19 protein-coding genes are annotated in these 21,864 nt (G+C 45.8%); 13 read left to right on the forward strand and 6 right to left on the reverse strand.

The window, feature by feature from the left end:
- Positions 1 to 115 precede the first annotated feature (115 nt).
- The gene (locus QUA83_RS20620) at positions 116 to 820 is read left to right on the forward strand and encodes a PmeII family type II restriction endonuclease (RefSeq protein ID WP_333295505.1); all 705 of its coding nucleotides are present in this window, start codon (positions 116 to 118) and stop codon (positions 818 to 820) included.
- Positions 821 to 865: 45 nt separating this feature from the next.
- Here QUA83_RS20620 and hisB read toward each other — a convergent pair whose 3' ends face one another.
- Positions 866 to 1,504: an imidazoleglycerol-phosphate dehydratase HisB gene (gene hisB / locus QUA83_RS20625; RefSeq protein WP_333295506.1), complete on the reverse strand. Its 639-nt coding sequence runs from the start codon at positions 1,502 to 1,504 to the stop codon at positions 866 to 868.
- A gap of 310 nt (positions 1,505 to 1,814) precedes the next feature.
- Positions 1,815 to 2,591, reverse strand: a complete 777-nt coding sequence (gene fabI, locus QUA83_RS20630; protein ID WP_006634022.1) for an enoyl-ACP reductase FabI — start codon at positions 2,589 to 2,591, stop codon at positions 1,815 to 1,817.
- Between the two features lie 329 nt (positions 2,592 to 2,920).
- Here fabI and ntcA point away from each other — a divergent pair, with 329 nt between their 5' ends.
- From ntcA to QUA83_RS20645, 3 genes are all read left to right on the forward strand, one after another.
- The gene (gene ntcA, locus QUA83_RS20635) at positions 2,921 to 3,586 is read left to right on the forward strand and encodes a global nitrogen regulator NtcA (protein WP_006634020.1); all 666 of its coding nucleotides are present in this window, start codon (positions 2,921 to 2,923) and stop codon (positions 3,584 to 3,586) included.
- Between the two features lie 77 nt (positions 3,587 to 3,663).
- Positions 3,664 to 5,355 carry a DUF3084 domain-containing protein gene (locus QUA83_RS20640; protein WP_333295464.1) on the forward strand — a complete coding sequence of 564 codons (1,692 nt, stop codon included), beginning with the start codon at positions 3,664 to 3,666 and terminating at the stop codon, positions 5,353 to 5,355.
- Positions 5,356 to 5,384: 29 nt separating this feature from the next.
- Positions 5,385 to 5,780: a pre-16S rRNA-processing nuclease YqgF gene (locus QUA83_RS20645; RefSeq protein ID WP_333295465.1), complete on the forward strand. Its 396-nt coding sequence runs from the start codon at positions 5,385 to 5,387 to the stop codon at positions 5,778 to 5,780.
- Positions 5,781 to 6,015: 235 nt separating this feature from the next.
- Here the strand turns inward: QUA83_RS20645 and QUA83_RS20650 are convergent, their stop codons facing one another.
- Both QUA83_RS20650 and QUA83_RS20655 read right to left on the reverse strand, forming a co-directional pair.
- Positions 6,016 to 6,462, reverse strand: a complete 447-nt coding sequence (locus QUA83_RS20650) for a hypothetical protein (protein WP_333295467.1) — start codon at positions 6,460 to 6,462, stop codon at positions 6,016 to 6,018.
- 567 nt (positions 6,463 to 7,029) lie between these two features.
- The gene (locus QUA83_RS20655) at positions 7,030 to 8,610 is read right to left on the reverse strand and encodes a photosystem II high light acclimation radical SAM protein (RefSeq protein ID WP_333295469.1); all 1,581 of its coding nucleotides are present in this window, start codon (positions 8,608 to 8,610) and stop codon (positions 7,030 to 7,032) included.
- Positions 8,611 to 8,984: 374 nt separating this feature from the next.
- Here QUA83_RS20655 and QUA83_RS20660 point away from each other — a divergent pair, with 374 nt between their 5' ends.
- The 9 genes from QUA83_RS20660 (at position 8,985) to QUA83_RS20700 (ending at position 18,016) form a co-directional block, all read left to right on the forward strand.
- Positions 8,985 to 9,374 (forward strand): DUF1830 domain-containing protein, encoded by a 390-nt coding sequence (locus tag QUA83_RS20660; protein ID WP_333295471.1) that lies wholly within the window; start codon positions 8,985 to 8,987, stop codon positions 9,372 to 9,374.
- A gap of 237 nt (positions 9,375 to 9,611) precedes the next feature.
- A complete protein-coding gene (locus QUA83_RS20665) occupies positions 9,612 to 10,202 on the forward strand; it encodes a hypothetical protein (protein ID WP_333295473.1) in 591 nt (196 codons plus the stop codon).
- 749 nt (positions 10,203 to 10,951) lie between these two features.
- Complete coding sequence (locus QUA83_RS20670) at positions 10,952 to 12,133, forward strand: BMP family ABC transporter substrate-binding protein (protein ID WP_333295474.1); 1,182 nt, start codon at positions 10,952 to 10,954, stop codon at positions 12,131 to 12,133.
- 192 nt (positions 12,134 to 12,325) lie between these two features.
- The gene (locus tag QUA83_RS20675; RefSeq protein WP_333295476.1) at positions 12,326 to 13,435 is read left to right on the forward strand and encodes an ABC transporter permease; all 1,110 of its coding nucleotides are present in this window, start codon (positions 12,326 to 12,328) and stop codon (positions 13,433 to 13,435) included.
- Between the two features lie 41 nt (positions 13,436 to 13,476).
- Positions 13,477 to 14,403, forward strand: a complete 927-nt coding sequence (locus QUA83_RS20680) for an ABC transporter permease (RefSeq protein WP_333156411.1) — start codon at positions 13,477 to 13,479, stop codon at positions 14,401 to 14,403.
- A 29-nt stretch (positions 14,404 to 14,432) separates the two neighbouring features.
- Positions 14,433 to 15,122, forward strand: coding sequence for a biuret amidohydrolase (gene biuH / locus QUA83_RS20685; protein WP_333295479.1), 690 nt, complete (start codon positions 14,433 to 14,435; stop codon positions 15,120 to 15,122).
- A gap of 256 nt (positions 15,123 to 15,378) precedes the next feature.
- The gene (locus QUA83_RS20690; RefSeq protein ID WP_333295480.1) at positions 15,379 to 16,968 is read left to right on the forward strand and encodes an ABC transporter ATP-binding protein; all 1,590 of its coding nucleotides are present in this window, start codon (positions 15,379 to 15,381) and stop codon (positions 16,966 to 16,968) included.
- Positions 16,969 to 16,985: 17 nt separating this feature from the next.
- Positions 16,986 to 17,348: a cupin domain-containing protein gene (locus tag QUA83_RS20695; protein WP_333295482.1), complete on the forward strand. Its 363-nt coding sequence runs from the start codon at positions 16,986 to 16,988 to the stop codon at positions 17,346 to 17,348.
- Complete coding sequence (locus QUA83_RS20700; protein ID WP_333295484.1) at positions 17,339 to 18,016, forward strand: cysteine hydrolase; 678 nt, start codon at positions 17,339 to 17,341, stop codon at positions 18,014 to 18,016. Before QUA83_RS20695 ends, QUA83_RS20700 begins: the two co-directional genes overlap by 10 nt.
- A 226-nt stretch (positions 18,017 to 18,242) precedes the next feature.
- On the opposite strand, the gene QUA83_RS20705 is transcribed toward QUA83_RS20700, so the two are convergent.
- The gene (locus QUA83_RS20705; protein WP_333295486.1) at positions 18,243 to 19,328 is read right to left on the reverse strand and encodes a DUF3474 domain-containing protein; all 1,086 of its coding nucleotides are present in this window, start codon (positions 19,326 to 19,328) and stop codon (positions 18,243 to 18,245) included.
- Positions 19,329 to 20,051: 723 nt separating this feature from the next.
- Entirely contained in the window at positions 20,052 to 21,518 is a 1,467-nt protein-coding gene (gene purF, locus QUA83_RS20710; protein WP_333203556.1) for an amidophosphoribosyltransferase, read from the reverse strand.
- Positions 21,519 to 21,864: the final 346 nt, after the last annotated feature.

Genomic DNA, 21,864 nt, shown 5'->3' on the forward strand with positions numbered 1-21,864 from the left:
TGAGTTACCTCAGTAGATATATTCTTTTTGTTTACTTATCTTAACATAGTTCGGTTTTTTTGCGCCGACCTACTTAGCATTTATATCTTCAGGCAAGCTGTCGCTGCAACTTACTATCGCTGAAAATTTTTTAGCCAGCATTTGTCGAGATTTTACTGGGCGACAGCTAGTTATGGTTGAAAATTTGACTTTAGGGAAAATTTATCCCAACCCATTTTTAATTAGGGCGTTAAATCTGGACACTCCCGAAGAAGTGGTCAGGCTCAATGTTTATATGACTGCTACTAGGTCTATTGTCACTTCAATGGGATTTTTTATTCAAAAACTCTTGATATCTTGCTCTGAAAGTGCAGAAAGTCCACCCGCCAAGTCAGGATGGGACGCAATTAAAACTACCAGTGATGGCGAGAAATGCTGGATACAGGTAAAAAGCGGCCCGAATGATATGGATAAAGACCAGATAGTATATTGGGCTGCCAAAATTGAGGAAAAAATTCAGGAGGGCGATCGCGCTTATATTGGTATAGCTTACGGTAAAAGAACGAATAAAACTGTAACACTTGGTTTGCTGAAGCAAATTTTGCCAAATTCGGAAATGATCACTTTAATAGGTCGAGAACTGTGGGATTTTGTCAGTGAAGATACTCGCTATACTGTGAATCTGTTTGAAGTGTTGCGTCAGTCAGCTAGTCAAGTTTTAGCGCAAAGTTCTATTGATGAAGCTATAGAAAGGTGTAGCGATCGAATCATCGCTGAATTTATCGGAAAGTACGGCGAGGGAAGTCAAGGCGTTTTTAACTATATAGCAGATATATTTTGATTGACAGGTTCGTAGTAGCGCCCAAACGCTACTACAAACCCCGAACTACAAAACTCCTTTAGAACTCGGAATCCGACTGGCGCGCCGCGGATCGATTTCTACCGCCATCCGCAGAGCTCGCGCAAATGCCTTAAACGCCGCTTCTACAATGTGATGAGAATTGCCGCCCTGCAACTGTCGAATGTGCAGTGTCATCTGAGTGTGGTTCACCACCGCCGAAAAAAACTCTCTCACTAATTCGGTATCGTAAGTGCCGATCCGCTGATTGGGAATTTCCAAGCCGTAACTTAAGTGAGGCCTTCCCGAAAAGTCTAGCACTACTTCAATTAAAGCTTCATCCAAAGGTGCGATGAAATGTCCGAAGCGAGAAATGCCCGATCGATCCCCGACAGCTTTTGCTAGGGCCTGGCCCAAGGTAATTCCCACATCTTCGTTCGTGTGGTGATCGTCAATCTCCAAATCCCCGATCGCCTGCACGTCCAAATCGATCAATCCGTGAGAAGCAATCTGGTGCAACATATGGTCTAAAAACGGAATCCCCGTAGACGCCTTGCAAGTTCCCACACCGTCGAGATTGAGGCTAGCCGTGACATCCGTTTCCAGTGTCGTGCGTTTCACCAAGGCGGCCCTAGCTGGTTGAACTGAATTTGCAGGAGGAAGAGAAGGGCGATCGATTATCTCCATAATTCGCAATTGGTCATTCATTAGTTATTGATAATTAGTAATTTGAGGATGGGATTTTTTTAGTGTTGAGTCTCAAGCGAGGGGCTGGTTCTCCATGCAACTGATATCAGACACCAATGTCAATCAAGGGATTTTTGGTGGGTGGGGGCGGGTTTATTTAACCTGTCTGTCACCGGAGAAAGTTTTTGGTGAACCCGCCCCTACAGGTTCTTGAAAATGGTGCAAGAAGATGCGAGATAAAACTTACTTGTTAAAGTTAAAGTTTATTGTCTAAACCCGCCCCTACATAACTCAAAATTCTCGACAACTGTTACATTCCCATGATTTCGTAACCTGCATCGACATACAAAACTTGACCCGTAATCCCGCTAGCGAGATTGCTGCACAGAAAAGCCGCAGCATTTCCCACTTCCTGCTGAGTCACCGTCCGCCGCAGCGGCGCCACTTCCTCAACGTGGTGGATCATGTCCAGAATACCGCCAACTGCTGACGAAGCCAGAGTCCGAATCGGGCCAGAAGAAATCGCATTTACCCGAATATTTAACGGGCCGAGTTCAGCAGCCAGATAACGAACATTCATTTCCAAAGCCGCCTTAGCAATTCCCATCACATTATAATTAGGAACTACCCGGACGCCGCCCAAATAAGTCAGCGTCACAATACTGCCGCCCTCGGCCATCAGGGGTTTAGCAGCAGCACAAAGCCGCACCAGCGAATAAGCGCTAATATCCAAAGCATTGGAGAAACCTTGGCGCGAAGTGTTGGTGAAGTCTCCCGAAAGTTCGTCCTTGCCGGCAAAAGCCAGACAGTGGATCAGGACATCTAACTTGCCCCACTTGTCGGCGATGGTTTGAAAAGTAGACTCAATTTCGCTCTCGTCTTGGACATTGCAGGGCAAATACAGACTGGGATTGAGCGGTTCCACCAGTTCAGCGACTTTGCGCTCGTGCTTGCCTTTCTCGTCCTTCAAATAAGTTATGCCGAGGTTGGCCCCAGCTTTGTGGAGCTGCTGAGCGATGCCCCAGGCGATCGAGCGATTGTTGGCAATGCCCGTAACAAGAGCATTTTTTCCGGTCAAATCTATCATCTGTATTTCTTCTAGAAGCAACTTGCACCGTTCTCATTGGCTCTATGCGACAACCCCGCCAGTTTAGACACAACTGATTCAGATTTAACTGATTCAGATACAATTGAGACACTATTGAGACACAATTGATATTAATTTTGCTGTGGAACTACATGGGGGCGGAATTGAAAAAGTTAAGAGAAGGGCTAGATTTAATCATACAGCGTGTGTTTACCTTAACATTAGATGGAAGTAACAGAATCCCTAGATATTGGAGGTTGGGCAGTATATTTACTCAATAAGGTTAATCGGCAAGTTATAAAGTATTGATTAGTACAAAGGATCTAGTCGTGACGCATGATAGACCGCTAGCAGCCGTGTTCCGCCAAATCAGCGGCGGGGCGTTTCCACCCATTGTGGAAACCTTTGAACGGGGCAAGACAATTTTTTTCCCTGGAGACCCGGCTGAGCGCGTCTACGTTCTCATTAGAGGTGCTGTGAAGCTCTCCAGGGTGTACGAAGCAGGTGAAGAAATTACAGTCGCCCTCCTGCGCGAAAATAGCGTATTTGGGGTGCTGTCTCTGATTACGGGACACCGATCGGACAGGTTTTACCACGCGGTAGCCTTTACGCCGGTGGAATTGATCTCGCTGCCGATCGAACAAGTCGAGAAAGCGCTCAAGGAAGACCCGGAACTGTCGATGGTGATGCTGCGGGGACTGTCGTCTCGGATTTTGCAAACCGAGATGATGATTGAAACGCTGGCGCACCGAGATATGGGTTCGAGACTCGTCAGCTTTTTGCTGATTCTGTGCCGGGATTTTGGCGTGCCCGGTACAGAGGGGATTACGATTGATTTGAAGCTGTCCCACCAGGCGATCGCCGAAGCGATCGGCTCGACGCGGGTAACTGTGACTCGTTTGCTCGGGGATCTCAGACAAGAAACCATGATCTCGATCCACAAGAAAAAGATCACAGTCCACAACCCGGTGGCCCTAAGCCAGCAATTCACTTGATGCCGAGAAAGTATAGGATTTTGGATTTTGGATTTTAGATTCAATCCAAAATCCAAAATCCAAAATCTAAAATCGGAATGACTGCTGGATACATCCTGGTATTTGTAATTTTAGTGTTAGGGGGTGTGATCGCCACTGTCAGCGATCGCCTTGGGACGAAAGTCGGCAAGGCAAGGTTGAGCTTGTTCAAACTTCGCCCCCGCGATACTGCTGTTGTTGTGACAGTGATGGCTGGCAGCATCTTGTCAGCACTGACTCTGGGCATTTTGTTTGCTACTAGCAAGCCGCTGCGAACAGGAGTTTTTAGAATAGACGAGATTCAAAAAAGGCTCAACAACGCCCGCCGAGAAATCAACCAAGCCACTCAAGAAAAAAATCGAGTTGAAACTGAATTAGCTCAAGCCAGAGCCGCTCAAGCGCAAGCTAGAGCCAATTTAGAGCAAATTAATCAATCCCTCCAAGCAGCTAATGCTGAGCAAGCTCGGACGCAAACAAAATTAAACTCGCTGCGGGCCCAGCTCAACAGCGTGCAAGCAGCCAAGTCTAAAACTGAACAGCAGTTAAGTCAGGTAGAAGCGGCTAAATCTAAGACAGAAGAACAGCTCAGCAGCGTGGAAGCCGCTAAATCCCGCACCGAAGAACAATTGAAACTGGTTGAAACGATCCGATCGACTACACAAGCTCAGCTCGATCGCACCGAGAACCAATTGAAAACAGTTTCTGCTCAAAAAACGACTTTAGGCTCGGAAATCGCCCAACTGCAAGAAGAGCGCCAAGAGTTAATCGAGCAGCGAGAGCAGGTAAAAACTCAAATTGCCCAGCGCGATCAAGAAATTGCCAAGCGAGAGAGAGAAATTGCCAGACGAGACGCAGAAATTGTCGATCGCAACGAACTAATTGCCCAGCGAGACAAGGAAATTGCTCAGCGGATGCAAAATCTCGCCGAGCGCGATCGAACTATTGTCGAGCGCGACAAAGTAATTGCCGAGAGGGAAGCACTCCTAGAAACCTTGGCACAGCAACAATCTCAACTCGAACAGCAACAAACTTTATTGCAGCAGCAAGTGCAAGTTTTGGAACGCGATTTTCAGGCAATCCGCGAGGGTACAGTTGCCATCAGGCGCGGTCAAATTTTAGCTGCTGGCGTGGTTCGCATTATTGAACCCGGTATGGCGAGTCGCGCGATTGATCGGCTTTTGCAAGAAGCAAATAAAACCACCGTCGGACTGATGCAGCCGGAAAATACCAAGGTTAGGAACCAGGTTATTCAAATTACTAAAGCAGAAATCGATCAACTAATTAGTCAGGTGAAAGACGGTCAAGATTACGTGGTGCGGATTGTCGCCGGCGCTAATTACCTGCGGGAAGAAAAGCTAATTAAGGTATTTGCAGAAGCAGAAATCAATCGAGTGGTTTTCCGCGCTGGAGATGTGATTGCAGGGGTTGCTGTCGATCCGGTGGCTTTGACCGACGAACAGGTGCGGCAGCAGTTGCTGCAATTGATAGAAGCTTGTCAATTTCGCGCTCGCCTGATCGGCGTTGTCGGCGGTAGAGTTCAAGTGGCCGACAATGAGATTGAAACTTTAGCTGGTTTTATCGAGCGGTTGCAGCAGTACGAGAAACCGCTGGATGTTCAGGCGATCGCCGCAGATGTCACTTACATCGCCGGCCCGCTTAAAATAGATTTAGTGGCTCTTGAAAACGGAGTCGTTGTTTTCCGCACCGGACAACAAAAAGCCGGCCCAGGAGATTTGAAAGTTAAAAAATAAATTTGGTAATTAATAATAGGTAACTGGCTATGATTTTAGGTTTCGATCCAGGTAAAGACAAATGCGGCATAGCTGTAATGGGTAGAGATAAGAAGGTCTGCTACCATCAAGTTGTGCAGTCAGAAGCAGCGATATCTACTATTCAATCTTTGTGCGAACAGTTTCCTATTGAGTTATTGGTAATCGGAGATCAAACGACTTCTAAGAGTTGGAAACAAAAACTGGCGCAGAGTTTGTCGCCTGCGCTCAAAATTGTTCAGGTGGACGAGAGGTACAGCAGTTTAGAAGCGAGGGAACGCTACTGGCAAATGTACCCTCCGACGGGACTTTCGCGCTTGATTCCCGAGGGAATGCGGACGCCACCGAGGCCAGTGGACGATATTGTGGCGATCGTCCTGATTCAGAGGTATTTGAACAAAAGTTAGTCAATTTTATAAGCGTTACCACGGATTCTCTTTGATTAAGCTAATCCGCATTTCAATTGCATAGTAAAATAAATCTTGGCTCTTGTGGGGGGGAGGATGCCCGCCCTCAACATAGAGTAATTTAAATGCACAACAGCTTATGAAGGAATCAATAGGTTTTTGCGACTCTTTAATTTTTAACTTAAATAAAATACACCCTAAATCTAGTGAATTTATCATTAAATAACAGTTAGTGTTACTTAATTACAGCTTCGGTCAAGATTACCTTACCATTCTGCCGGACTTGTAGGCGTTGGGGGTTAATCGAATAGATAATATTGCCGTTAGTCGCTTCATAAGTTCCGTCGTCACCTGTAGTTACTTGCATGACATTGATTTGGGTGCCATTTATTTTACTGAGGCCGCGGTAAAAAATATCGCCTTCCTGGGTTTTGCAAATGTATATAGAAAAGTTGGGCGTTGCGAAGAATTGCACCATTTCGGCCCTCGGACATCCCTCAACTTGAGCAATTTGCAGCGGTTGATTATTGCCCAAAGTGTTGGGTGCGATTGCCCGAACTGGGTCAATAGGTTGATTTAGTGGAGTTGCTTCTGCTGAGGCAGTTAAAAAGCAGATCGCACTAATGCCTGCCATAACTAGAACTACTGCTTTAATGCCCTTAACTCTATCTTTATCAAACATCTTGTCACTCCTGGTTTTAACTATATAATTACATCTTAAGCGATCTTTGCTGGATATTAATAATATTTAATGTCAAAGGTGAGAGGTGTAAGGAACACGGTACACCGTCGGTTTAAGTAAGGTGCGAACTATGCACCCTACACCAGTGAAAATACATAAGTATGTCAATGCGATCGCCGGAAAGCAATCTCTTGCATTTAGGACATTTTTAAGATTTTATGACTTGTTCCCTCTGATCTGAGAAACCGGGTTTCTTCATATATTTCTCGTTACTAAACCTTTGATTTTCTTAGAAACCTGGTTTCTCGCCCCCCAGGCGATCGCGAACGGACTCTTTTATATCAATTCCGGTTGCATTGGAATGATTAAACCGCAGAGAACGCAGAGAACGCAGAGTCAGAGAACAGAGAGATGAATACAGGACGATGAAGGGCGGATTTGATATTACACGGTAATGTTTATTTGCGCTTACCTATTTAGTGAATAAAAAAAGGGAAACAGAAGATACATTTTTCCTCCCATTTCCCATTTTTTAAATAACCTTCGTCCTGACTGCCAAGCTGGTAATTAATTAACTGCTGCCAACTGTTTGTCTTTAATTTCCACAGGCGCGGTTAATGCTTCTTCCAAATCCGCACGACCGAGTTTTTCCTCCAAAATAGCCATCACTTCGCGGCCGAAATCATTGGAATTACGCTGCCAAGCTTCTAAACAAATTTGCCCGAAAAACGAACCCAAAGGTTCGGGATTCCACAGCAACTTGCGCGCTGTCCAAGGCATCAAACTCATCGGATCGTAACCAGGTTGCAGAATATCCTTTTTAAAGGCGTATTCTTCCAAAATTGTGTGCGGCTGCAACCCGATAAAGAAGATAGCTGGTTCTACTTTATCTGCTCCGAAAATTCGCTCTAATTCTCGGTGATAAGCAATAGTTTGCCGGATGGTTTCAAAGGTTTCATCAATGACGTTAAACGAGTAATTAACGGAAACCACATCGTTGTAACCGGCTGCTTTTAAATCGCGGCAATTTTCCAAAACTACTCGCAAGTTGTAGCCCATCCGCATTTTGCGAACCAGTTCCTGGGAACCGCTGGTGATGCCGATTTCAAAGTAATTCATCCCCGTTTTTACCATCAAATCGCACAATTCGGGTGTGAGATTATCCGCACGGATGTAAGCGGCCCAGTGGATGTCAGTCATGCCGGCGGCGATGATTTTTTGCAATAATTCAACTGCATCATCGATGAATTTGCGTGCCGGGATAAATTGAGCGTCGGTAAACCAGAAATTGCGGATACCTCGATCGTACAATTGCCGAATCTCCGCCACCACCTCATCCGCCGGATTGATCCGCACTTGTTTCCCTTCAATCACCGTATAAATGCAGTAACAGCAATTGTGAGGACAGCCGCGCTTGGTTTGCACTCCCACGTAGAAGTCCATATCCTGTAGATAATAGGAAAATTCCGGCCAAATCGTTTCGATGTAGTTATAGTCGCAAGCAGTTTTCTCAATGTTGGCTGGCTTTTCGTGAATTAGTCTCGCGCGCGGCACGGTTTCTCCCACCACATAACATCTTTCTTCGGCCAAATCTTCGCCCTTAATCAACTTCTCCAGCAAAGCTTCGCCTTCCCCCACCGAAACCACAGTCCCCACCGGCAAACTGCGTCCCAACTGCTCGTAAAACACGCTCACAGCACCGCCTCCGACCACTGCACGAGCTTCGGGGCGGTATTTCCGGGCCCGCTTCAATCCGCGCTTAATCAGTCCCAAATTGCGCCAGAGTTCGGTGTAGTAAGACGCGGCTAAACGCAGTCCTCCGAGGGCTCCCCGGAACTTGATCAGCGGATTTTTGGCGTAGTAAAACTCGAAGGCATTTTGCAGCGGATTGCCGCCTCTGCCGCCCACGGGTGCATAAATTTGAATGTCCCGCCAAGAGAAAACCAGCAGAGTCGGCTTAAACTCGTCTATGCTGGCATCTAAAGCTTTAGCGAAATCCAGGGGGGGTACGGCACCTAAATCGAAAATGCGCTGTTCGACATCGGGAAACAGCTTGTGTACGTGATCCGAAAGATACACAACTCCGATCGGGAAAATAGGATTGCAAGGGAGGCGAACGTACAGCACTCGGTTTTCTCGGTTTTCCATGATTGCCATATCCTAAAGTGGAACTTTTTCAGCTATGTTAATATTCTTTTAATATAACTTTACAATATGTCTAATTTTCGCAATTTGACATTAAATATTCTTAAATTTTTCTATTTGGTTCAAGGCCGAGCTTGTTGGTGTCGATCGGCGACAGCAGCAGAAAAAAGCTAATTTTTAAGTCAATACAGCTTATTTTGACAGAAAATCCCAGCGGGAAGTCAAAAAGCCGATATTTATCCGGTTAGATTTTAATTTAAGTTCGATCGGTCTCTCATGTATTAGGGAGTTGGTAGTCGGCTTTACAGTAGGCGGGATCACCTAGTGTTAGCCTGAGAAGATAACTAAAACTTTTAGGCAAGGCTCCCTCAGCAGTTATGGCTCAAATTCTTGACCCCGTACCCTCAGACACCGACAGCAAGATTCTGTGCTGCTACGTCAACGCCACCAGTCAGATTCAAATTGCTCGCATCGCCAACATTCCTAACTGGTACTTTGAACGAGTGGTGTTTCCCGGACAGCGCTTAGTGTTTGAAGCGATGCCGGCTGCAGCATTAGAAATTCACACCGGGATGATGGCCAGTGCAATTTTGTCGGATAAAATTCCTTGCGATCGCTTGCAGATTAACGAAGGCCCCTATTCAAACGTCAATCCTAGCAGATCGCCAGAGGCAGTTCAGGGCGATCGAACAATCATGACCGGCCGCCCCAAATCGCGAGAAATCTCAGAACCTCTGACTGTACCGGCCCTAACCGCCGTCGATTAATCGGAGTTGTGAGTTTTGAGTTATAAATTGTCAGTTAATTGATAACTCCGCGCTCAAAATTCCAACTTCAGCAAAGTGGTAAAAACTCAACACTTAAGAATCAAAGTTTGTGAAATGAATTTTAGATCAAAACTCCCGACTGCAAAGATTGTCCGGTTTTTCCTATTTCCCTGAGTTTGGTTGGCGGGCCCAAAAGCTGTGCAAAAATATCCTTAAACAGCTTCTCGAATTTCAGCCATGTCAGCACAACCTCTTGCCTCTTCCCCATCTTCTGCCCCAGTATTTGAGCCGGCGGTATTCCGGCTTTCTCCCCTGATTAGAATCACGCTGTTGAGCTTGTACACAGCCCTGACAATTCCATTGCCGTTTTTGTCGGAAGTAACCAAAGCACCGGTTCCCCCGGCGGCACTCTGGGCGGCAATAGTTGTCGGGGCTGTGGGCCTGTACGGCGTGCTCAGTGAAAGGGTAATTTTGAGCGAGGAAGGGATTGAAGTCACATATCCCAAGTGGTTTCCGCGTTTTTTTCGCAAGGGTTGGTCGCTACCTTGGACTGAGGTAAAAGCTCTCAAACCTCGATCGACCGGTCAAGGAGGTTTAGTTTACTATTTTTTGAGTCATTCGGGTGAAGGTTATTTGTTGCCCATGCGAGTGGCTGGATTTGCTAAATTAGTCGGTTTGGTAGAAGCAAAAACAGGCATTGATACTACAGATGTCCGCCCTTTGTCGCAGCCCTGGATGTATCTTATTTTGCTGGGATGTACGCTGCTGCTGCTGTTGGTAGATGCGTGGACTATTGTCACGGCGATCGGGCTTAAAGGCAATCTGTAATATTATCTCCGGTACAACTCACATCTTCCACCATTCTCGCTTAACAGGCTTTTCGGCTTGTTCCACAAGAAAATTCAGTCTTTGTGGAACAGGCCGAAAAACCTGTTCATAAAAAGCTTATTGATAATGGTGCAACATCTCCGGTACAAGAACCGTTATAGAGTTGGTAGTGAAGACTTCAGTCCTCATAAAACTTGCTCGGATTATTGACTGTCAATAGAAATCAATGACTGTTTTTCGGATTTTGTAACATCGATTTCTATTGTTTTTGATTCAGCCGCGACTTATTTTTACGTTGCGTCCAAGACTAAAAAGCTAGTTGCGTGCCCGAACTCAAAAAATATTTTTTGTTTGTGGTGAACATTATTATTTAATTTTGTTTGTAGCGAACTTTTTGGGAGACAATTTAGCGAATATTATTAAGTTTTTATAAAAAAACTTACCACTAAAAGTAATTGGGATAAGATAAACATCATTAATTTTTAGGGGATTAGACTTTCCTAAAAGAACCTTTCCAGCAAAAACTAATTTTATATTAGAATTAGTTTTGGTTTACCATGTATCTTTTTCATTAAATTCACGATGTGATGTGAATGTAGATACTTATTAACGCATTTAATCTCATTGTTGAATAGATAGACTAAAAGCTGGCAAATGTAGCGTGAATGTATCTAGCAATTCCCAGCAAGTATAAGCGTTACAGCTTAGCTATGAATTCCTCTTAAAGACTTTTAGTGAGAACATAGAGAATGAGTACCAAAAAGTCATTGTTTATACCTCGGCGTCAAGTAATTCGTGGGATTTTATCTACTACAGCGTTTGCAGTCACATCGCGCCTTTGGACTGGATGTAGTCCTGCTAAAGAGGTTCAAGCCACATCATCTGGCAAAGATAAGCCAATTGTGATGGGATTTATTTATGTTGGTCCCAAAGATGACTACGGCTACAATCAAGCCCAAGCAGAAGGGAACGCTGGGGTTTCAAAATTAGCCTGGGTAAAAACCGTAGAGGAAGCAAATGTTCCTGAAACTACATCGGTACAAGAAACCATGAGGAACATGATTGAACAGGATGGGGCAACGGTTCTGTTCCCTACGTCCTTCGGGTACTTTGACCCGCATATTCTGAAACTGGCAAAGGATTACCCGGAAGTACAATTCTTCCACTGCGGTGGACTTTATCAAGAAGGTAAACATCCAAATAACGTTGGCAGCTATTTTGGCTACATTGATGAGGGTGAGTACGTAGCAGGCATTGTTGCCGCCCACGCCTCTAAAACCGGAAAATTAGGATTTATTGCTGCTAAACCCATACCGCAAGTATTACGCAATATCAATAGCTTTACCTTGGGGGCACGCAGTGTTAAGCCAGAAGTTACAACCCAGGTGATTTTTACAGGAGATTGGTCTTTGCCTGTTAAAGAAGCTGATGCTGCTAATAGTATGGCTGACCAGGGTGTTGATGTAATTACCTGTCACGTAGATAGCCCCAAAGTAGTGATGGAAACGGCTGAGAAACGAGGCATTTTCTGTACTGGCTACCATGCGAGTCAAGCCCAACTTGCGCCCAAAGGATATTTAACAGGTGCCGAGTGGGACTGGACGAATGTCTATTCTAAGTATGCTGAAATGCTTAATGCTGGCAAGACGCTGATGAACGGAGGCATTCCCCATTTAGTACGCGGTGGCTTGAAGGATGGTTTTTTGAAGCTGTCGCCCTACGGTAGCGCCGTAACGGCCGAAGCGAAAAAGGATGCTGATGCTGCTAAGAGTAAGTTTCAAGATGGCAGTATGGTCATTTATAAGGGGGAAATAAAAGATAACACCGGGAAAGTTGTGATTGCTCAAGGCAAGGATTACAAGCAGCAAGACGCAGAACTAGAAAAGATGAATTGGCTGGCATCAGGCGTCATCGGCAAAGTTTCGAGTTAATTAGCTGATGTGCATTCAAAATTGTATAGCGGACAACTTAAACGCTGATTAGCTTAGTAGGGGCGAGCAGGTTTGTTCCTACATACCCCTTCCTTTCGCTAAGAAAGTATTTCAGGCCCGTCGGCAACCGCTATACAAGGAAGTTTTTAATTCAACACTCATCATTTTCTTAGTAATTCATCTTTTATTCTGATGATGATTAACCGTCAAAACTGGCGTACAACTTTGGAAGCGGTTTCTATCCCGATCGCCGCCATCCTCTTCTCATTGGTATTATTTGGAATTTTTTGTGCTGCGGCTGGATCTAATCCCTTTGCTGTCTATGCCTCAATCTACAAAGCAGCGTTTGGCAGTTGGCATTCATTCCAAAACACCCTGATCAGGGCTGCACCGTTGATGTTGAGTTCCTTGTGCACGGCTTTACCTGCCCGTTTGGGGTTGGTGATTATCGGCAACGAAGGCGCTTTAGTAGTTGGGGGTCTGGGGGCTGTAGCCACTGGACTGGCTTTATCTTCTGCACCGCCGACGTTAGTCCAAATTGCAATGGCGATCGCAGGAATTGTCTGTGGAGGTGTGTGGATTGGTGCAGTGGGAGCTTTGCGCTATTACCGGGCAGTGAATGAGACAATTAGCAGCTTGTTGTTGAACTATATTGCGATCGCCCTGCTGAATCATTTAGTCGGCGGTGTGATGCGTGACCCCAGCAGTGTCAATAAAATTTCTAGTTACCCGATTCCTGATCTGAATATGTTAGGGAATATTCCAGGAACCCGCGTTCATTACGGTCTAATTTATGGGTTGGTTGCTTGTGCGATCGCCTATTTCCTGATCCAGCGCACTACCTTTGGCTTTGCAGCTAGAACAGCAGGAGGTAACATCCGCGCTGCTAGAATTGCCGGACTTCCTGTCGGCAAGTTGACAATGGCAATCTGTTTCTTAGCTGGCTCTTGTGCGGGTTTGGCAGGCATGGTGGAAGTCGCAGCCGTGCACGGTCGAGCTAACGAATCACTTAATGCTAACTATGGCTACAGCGGTATCTTAGTCGCATTCATTGCTCGACACAACCCTCTTGCTGCCACTATTGTGGCAATTCTGCTTGGCGGCATTCTTGCTAGTGGTGGCATCTTGCAACGAGCACATGGACTGCCCGATGCAACGGTTTTAGTGTTCCAAGGGTTGGTCTTTTTGGTAGTTCTGTATAGCGAATCGCTCTACGGACGTTTGCCATTTTTCAAAGAACAGTCAATCGATCGCCCTCAGCAGCCACCTTCTAGCGAGCAGCCATCAGTAGCCACTGTCTAAGCAATACGTTAAGCCAAAATCTCAAATCGGAGGAATCCACAATGGCAGCAGAAGTATTAGGTTGGTGGGGAGTACCTTTAGGTATTTTAGCAGGAACTTTGCGGGGTAGCGCTCCATTTTTGTTCGTCAGTTTGGGCGAATGCCTGACTGAAAAAAGCGGCAAGATTAATTTGGGCTTAGAAGGGACACTGTTAACGGGTGCGATGAGTGCCTATGCTATTTCTTATCAGACTGGATCGCCTTGGTTAGGTGTTTTAGCCGCTGGTCTAGCGGGCATGGTACTAGGTTGTATCCACGCTTGGCTGTGCATACAACCAAAAGTAAACGACATTGCCGTAGGCATCGCCATGATTATTTTTGGTAGCGGCATTGCTTTCTTTTTTGGCAAACCTTTTATTCAACCAAGTGCCACCCAGTTGCCTAGTTTACCTCTGGGTGCTTGGAGTCATCTGCCTCCGGTGCAATCAGCGCTACAAATTTGTCCCCTATTTTTGTTAGGTGTAGCGATCGCCCCTCTAATGCAGTGGTTCTTTAAATCAACTCGCTGGGGGTTATTTATTCGTGCAGTTGGGGATAGTCCCGATGCTGCCAAAGCAATGGGAATCTCCATTAATAAAGTTCGTATGCTCTGCATTATCGCGGGCAGTTTCTTAGCTGGAATTGGTGGTGCTTATTTATCCCTTTACTATCCCGGTAGTTGGACAGAACGCATCTCTAGCGGTCAAGGACTCATGGCGGTAGCGCTGGTAATTTTCGCCCGTTGGAATCCAGTTCAGTGCTTATACGCCTCGTTGCTATTTGGGGGAGCACAGGCGATCGGCCCCGCTTTGCAATCAGTAGGGGTCGATTCCTATTACTACTTATTCAATGCTTCGCCCTACATCCTGACGCTGGCGATCATGATTATTACTTGTTCGCCGAAACGAACTTTGACAGGCGCCCCTGGATCTTTAGGAACTAACACGTAAAACAGGAATTTATAGCAAGGAAGATAAACATGGGACGTTTTGTAGAAGCTGAACCATATCCTTATCCTTACAATGGCGATTTGCGCCCAGAAAATACGGTGCTGCTGATAATTGATATGCAAATTGATTTCTGTGGCATTGGTGGATATGTTGATAAGATGGGCTACGACTTGTCACTGACTCGCGCTCCTATTGAGCCAATCAAGCAAGTTTTAGAAGTCGCACGGGCGAAGCACTTCCATATCATGCACACCCGCGAAGGACACCGCCCCGACTTAGCAGATTTACCAGAAAACAAGCAGTGGCGATCGCGCCAAATTAACGCCGGGATTGGCGACCCCGGCCCCTGTGGCAGAATTCTAGTTCGAGGTGAAGCAGGATGGGAAATCATTCCAGAACTCGCGCCTTTGCCTGGAGAAGCGGTGATTGATAAGCCTGGAAAAGGTTCGTTTTATGCTACGGATCTAGATCTGTTACTGAAACGTAAGGGCATTCAAAATATTGTTTTGGCTGGCATTACAACCGATGTCTGCGTGCATACCACAATGCGAGATGCAAACGATCGCGGTTATGAATGTTTGCTCTTATCTGACTGTACAGGCGCAACAGATTATGGCAACCATTTGGCGGCACTTAAGATGATCCAGATGCAGGGAGGAGTGTTTGGAACCGTTGCTAATTCACAAGCATTTATCAAAGCTTTAAACGATGAGTTGTGAGGAAAAAGTCAATTTATATTATGTTGCCCTGCATCGGTTGTGTAAGAGTGATGTGAAAATTTTTCTGTAGGAATCAGGGGTTAAGTTTTAACCGCAGATGAAGACAGATAAACGCAGATGAACGCAGATAAGAAGGCAGATACTACTAGACGTGAGATTAATAATTCAAAGATGGAAATGAGCCCTGTGCTTTCACTAAAAATTTAAATCTCATAAGTAGCAGATAAGCGGGAAATTTTACAGGAGAGACAAAAACATGACGGAAGTAACTGATTCTATAGATCGAAAATCAGCACTGGAAATTGACAACTCACAATTCCCAATTCAAAATTTTATTCAACCACCCGAACTAGAGGTGGTTAACATGACTAAGCGGTTTGGCACGATGACTGCACTTGATAACTTCTCGATGCCGCTAAAACCAGGGACGTTTCATGCTTTACTGGGCGAGAACGGAGCCGGCAAAAGTACCCTTGTTAAATGTGTCATGGGTTTCTATACTCCTACTTCTGGTCAAGTTTTGATTGATAAGCAGGAAACGACGATCGCAAGTCCTCGCGATGCTCATAAGTATGGCATTGGCATGGTTTACCAGCACTTCACCTCTGTGCCTGCGATGACTGTAGCGGAAAATCTGGTTTTGTCCAGCTTTGATAGCCCTAATTTGATTAACTGGAAAGCCGAGTACGATCGGTTGAAGGCTTTTATGAAAACTGCTCCTTTCCGAGTTCCTCTAGATACCCCGGTATTTCAATTAGCTGCTGGGGAAAAACAAAAGCTAGAAATTCTTAAACAGATATATCTTCAGAGTCGGATCTTGATTTTGGACGAACCTACTTCGGTGCTGACTCCGCAGGAAGCCGATGAGGTTTTAGGTTTACTGCGCGCAGAAGTTACTGCCGGAAGATTAAGCGTGTTAATTATCAGTCACAAATTCCGGGAAGTGATGGCGTTTTGCGATAGCATCACGGTGCTGCGTAAAGGAAAGTTTGCAGGTCAGGGTTTGGTGAAGGATCTGACTGTCTCGGATATGTCTGAAATGATGATGGGTGAAAGGCGTGAGCCAACACAAGTTGAAAAGACAGCCCCCCCAACAACTACTCCTGTCCTTCAAGTCCAAAATCTTCATGCCAATAAAGACAACGGTATGGAGGTATTGACAGGAGTAAATCTCACCGTTCACAGTGGCGAAATTGTTGGGATTGCAGGTATCTCTGGCAATGGTCAGCGGGAATTGGTGGAGGTGTTGGCTGGTCAGCGTTCTGCTACAGGTGGAGATGTGCTGGTCAATGGCGAAGTTTATACAGCAACACGAGCCGAGATGTTTAAACATCAGGTATTCGCCCTACCAGAAGAACCCCTTCATAATGCTTGTGTGCCACACATGAGTGTGGCAGAAAATTTAGCCCTGCGGACGTTTGACCGCCCCCCTCAAGCTAAAGCAAGTATCTTACTCATCCTCAAAGCAATTAGACAGGCGGCTAAGAGCTTAATTAATACTTTCAAAATAAAAACGCCTTCGCCAGATACCCCTATAGGTAATCTGTCGGGGGGAAATGTACAGCGCACAGTGTTAGCGCGGGAACTCTCTTCCGAACATATTAGGTTACTAATTGCCGCTAATCCTTGCTTTGGTCTTGATTTTGCTGCTGTGGAGTATATTCACGGTCAGATTATTGAGGCGAGGAACCGAGGAGTAGCTGTGTTATTGGTGAGCGAAGATTTAGATGAACTGCTGAAGTTGTCCGATCGGGTTTTGGTAATTAGTGGCGGGAATTTTACTTATGAAAGTGCGATCGCAGATGCAGATTTTGTTCAGATCGGTAAGAGCATGGCAGGACATTAATCAATTTTGGAATATCTATGACTGAATTACTGAAGCAAACTTTGCTCCTTAAGGATTTACCTAATATTGCGACATGGCAGAATGAGTTGGCTTGGCAACCATTTCGTGATGGGGTTGAAATCTACCGACTTTATGGTGACAACGAAAGTGGCTCGGCTGCGGCTCTACTGCGGTATCAGCCGGGAGCAAGTGTCCCAATGCACACCCATACTGGTTTTGAACATATTTATGTACTAACAGGGTCGCAAACTGACCAAAATGGCGAACACCAAGCCGGAACTTTTGTTATTAACCCCCCTAACAGTAATCACAGTGTTTTGAGCCAAGCTGGCTGCATAGTCCTAGTAATTTGGGAAAAACCTATCTCGTTATGGTCTTAATATCTGCCCAACCTTATGATTATGAACTGCCAGTCTCTGGCGGGGTGGCTTTGGTTATCATCGATATGCAGCGAGATTTTTTGGAGCTTGGGGGATTTGGTGAAGCTTTAGGCAATGATGTCAGCCAATTACAGGTGATCGTACCAACGGTAAAGCAGTTGTTAGAGGCATTTCGCGATCGCCATCTCCCTATTGTTCACACTATTGAAGGTCATCAACCTGACCTTTCTGATTGTCCTCTATCTAAGCAAAAGCGGGGTCAAAGTCAACTAAAAATTGGTGATCGAGGCCCAATGGGACGAATTTTAATTTTGGGTGAACCTGGCAATTCAATTATCTCAGAATTGACACCTAAGCCTGATGAAATAGTAATTAATAAACCAGGTAAGGGCGCTTTTTATCACACTAATTTGGAATTAATTCTTCGTGAAAAAGCGATTACTCACCTAATTTTTACTGGAGTTACGACTGAGGTTTGCGTTCAAACAACTATGCGTGAGGCTAACGATCGGGGGTTTGAATGTTTACTCGTTGAGGATGCTACAGCTAGCTACTTTCCAGAATTTAAACAGAGTGCGATCGATATGATTCGCGCCCAAGGCGGTATTATTGGTTGGACTGCAAAGGCTGAAGTAGTAATACAAGCTTTGGAAAAATCGCAGCCTTAAATAAAAAAACTGTCGGCTATCCCGGATGTTTGGGCTAAAAACCAGTGGCTGATATATTTTTTCGTAACAGGCTTTCCGGCCTGTTCCACAAAGAAGAGACCTCTGGGTTTGGGGTGGCTTGTCACCCCTCCAGATGTGGAACATCTTATTATCAAACACGCGCAAAAAAGAAAAACCCGGTTTCTTTAAGAAGCCGAGTTTTTACGTATTCTATTGTTTATTTAAACTACTTAACTTCAGCAGATCGCCGACTGTTAGGTGATTCGTAGTAAACTCCAGAACCTGTATCGGAGACAAAATGACAATCCCAGTAAGAGCGAATAAAGCTCTTCCAAATTGGCTCGGTTGACTTGCGATAATAATCGCCCAACACTGGCTTGATGGCTTCCGTTGCTTCCTTCAAGTGATAGTGCGGCATTGTCGAGAAAATGTGGTGGGCTACGTGGGTGCCGATATCGTGATGGATGGAATTGATGATTCCGTAGTCGCGATCGATCGTAGACAATGCACCTTTCAAGAAAGACCAATCTTTACCGCGATACCAAGGAATATCGGCTTCTGTGTGGTGGAGGAATGTTACCAAATCCAGCCACATCACGAACACTACATAGGGAACCAAGTAGAACTTGAGTAAAAACAGCCAACCAAACTGATATGTTAGCGCGCCTAAAAAGCCTACCATCAGTACCAAGGATGCGGAACTCGTCAACACATCCCATTTTTCGGACGGACGGAAAAGCGAGCTACCGGGCATGAAGTGAGAACCAGTTCGATCGGGCGATCGGCGAAATAGATAAATGGGGTAGGCAAATAACATCAAATAAAAGCGTCCCAGCTTTTCGTACCAAGGCATTTGATTGTATTTGCTCTCCGATACCGGATACCAGCTTTCATCGTTCTCTAAGCTGCCTGTATTTGCGTGGTGGGTTCTGTGACTGATCCGCCAACCGTGGAAGGGCACGAGAATTGGAGCGTGGGAGAGGTGTCCGATCAGGTTGTTGAGCCATTTGCTCTTAGAAAATGAACCGTGTCCGCAGTCGTGGCCAACTACAAATAATGCCCAAAACATGGTTCCCTGCATCAACCAAAAGATTGGGTAAAAGAGCCAGGAATCTACGGTGTAGGCTATCGCATACAAACCTGCGATGATGCCAATATCTAAAAAGAAATAAGCCAGAGATTTCCATGCCGAGGGCTCAAAACAGTGGGCTGGAATGGCTGCCTTGATATCAGCAAGAGTAAAAGGTAACTCTGCAGTACGAGAGGATGAGCCTTGATTGCTCGCGGGATTGAGAACAGTATTTGATTGCACGAAGTTTCCGATTTAAGCTGACTTGAGAAACCGCATTCCGCCTTGTAACAGTCAATCGATTTTAGATTTTAGATTTTAGATTTTAGATTCACTCCACAGATGAATGTGGGGGCTTAAACTAAGATCTAAATTCTTTGGCTCTCCCGGACAGGAGTCGGGGGGCTGTATCCCTATGCAGGTGAGGTAACATTCAACCTGCAAGGAGCCATATTTTTACTCTGCAAGGGTTTCTAAAGTTCTTTAGTTCGCAGGATTAGCCCGTCCGCGATTCTCAAGCAAGTTAGCTTGTGGAATACTTGTGTGGGAAAAATTAGTGCGATCGACCCTGTTATCTGAAAAAATCTCATGTGCCCGTTGTTGGTGCGAAATGCGACTTCAATCTGAGAGTGGACATCTGGAGGAACTACCTCCAGTCTGCAGGTAGCATACAGCGTTTCGAGCAGGAATTGTGAACGAGAGTGTAGGGAAAAACCATCGATTTTAGATTGGCGATTTTAGATTCAAGCACCAATCTCCAATCTCCAATCTCCAATCCGAGGGTTGGGTTTCACACAAGTTCTACCCAAGCGACTGTTCACTACAGTTCACCAATTCTGCAAGAATTGCTAAAGCTAAGTTAATGTAACATTTCTACACACATTCTGGCAATGACTTACCAGAAAAACTTGAAAATCCATAAATCGCGGAAAGTGACGGGCGATCGCTTTCTCGCTTTTGGATTTTCTAGGTTCCAGCTTTTTCTAATATGAGCTTAGACCGTTTTACCATTTCTGGAACGTCGATCGGATAATCACCAGTGAAACAGGCCGAACAAAAACTCATCGGGTCTTCGTTAGTCGCCTTCAGCATTCCATCCCAACTCAAGAAAGCCAAAGAATCTACCCCAATTTGGGCGCCGATTTCTGCGACTGACTTAGTAGCAGCAATCAACTGATCTTGATTGTCGGTGTCGATCCCGTAGAAACAAGGATGTGTCACCGGTGGCGAGGAAATTCTCATGTGAACTGCGGTTGCGCCAGCATCCCGCAAGGCTTTGACGATTTTCCGGCTGGTAGTACCGCGCACGATCGAATCGTCGATAATAATTACTCGCTTTCCTTCCAACACATCTTTGAGAGGGTTGAGTTTCATGCGGATTCCTGACTCGCGCATTGTCTGAGTCGGTTGAATAAAAGTGCGCCCGACGTAGCGGTTTTTAATCAATCCTTCGGCGTAAGGAATGCCGGAAGCTTGAGAAAAGCCGATCGCCGCCGGGATTCCAGAATCGGGAACGCCGATAACTATATCAGCATCAGCCGGAGATTCTGCCGCCAACAAACGCCCGATCCGCAGTCGGTAGCTGTATAAACTTTCACCTTCCATCTGGCTATCGGGTCGAGCAAAATAGATCATTTCAAAGATGCAAAGTTTGCGCTTCTGCTGCTGACTCCAGTGGAAGGAAGCCATACCTTCCTCTGTAATCCAAACTAATTCCCCCGGTTCTACGTCCCGCAAAAACTCAGCACCGATTATATCCAAGCCACAAGTTTCCGATGCTAAAACGTATCGTACCGGAGTTGTGGGGAGGATGCCAATTACCAGCGGGCGGACGCCCTGGGGGTCGCGGACTCCCATCACGCCTTTGGGGGTGGCGATCGTCAAACTAAAGGCTCCTTGGCACATAGCAAACGCACTGATCGCTGCTTCCAGCCAGTCTTTGCCCTTGTCTACCTCGGAACCGATCGCCACTGCGATCGCCTCTGAATCGGTCGTGCTGACAAACTCGCACTTCCGAGACAGCAATTCTTCCCGCAATTCTTTTGTATTGACAAGATTCCCGTTATGTGCTAATGCCAGACTTCCCAAACGAGTTTCGACAACCACAGGCTGAGCGTTGACCACGCGCGACGAGCCGGTAGTAGAGTAGCGAGTGTGTCCTACGGCTAAGTTACCGGGCAAGTGACCTAAACTCGATTCGTTGAAGACTTGGGAAACCAGTCCCATATCTTTGTGCAGGTGGACTTTTTCACCGTCAAAGGTGGCAATTCCTGCTGATTCCTGACCCCGGTGCTGCAAGGCATACAAACCGAAGTAGGTCAACTTGGCGACATCTTCACCCGGTGCGTAGATACCGAAAACGCCACAAGCTTCCTCGGGCTTGTCGGGTTTGCTAGAATGCTCGTCAGCCGCGAAGGAATGGTTGGGAATCATAGATGGGTTGGTTCCTAATGGGGAAGGTGGGTTAGGGGGACAGTTTCAGCGGGAAATCTTGTTTGCGAAGGCGTCGCATAACTTAACATTCCCTTAATCTTGCCACGGATCTGTCATTATTTCCAAATCGTGTAGCATTTCAGACAGAAGCGATGCGGCGTTTAATGGCATTGTAGTATCGATCGCCGCTAAATCCTATACTAACGTTGATTAACGGCGGGTGAGGGATTCGGCGAGAGCTTCGGGGATTGAAAGAGACTGTTGGCTAATTCGCCGAGGGTGTTACCTCTCACATCTGGAATGCAGCATTTGGGTTCGCTCTTGGTAGTTAATAGCTATATGGTTA

This window comes from Microcoleus sp. K1-B1, from assembly GCF_036704705.1.
In the GTDB taxonomy this organism is placed as follows: Bacteria; Cyanobacteriota; Cyanobacteriia; order Cyanobacteriales; family Microcoleaceae; genus Microcoleus.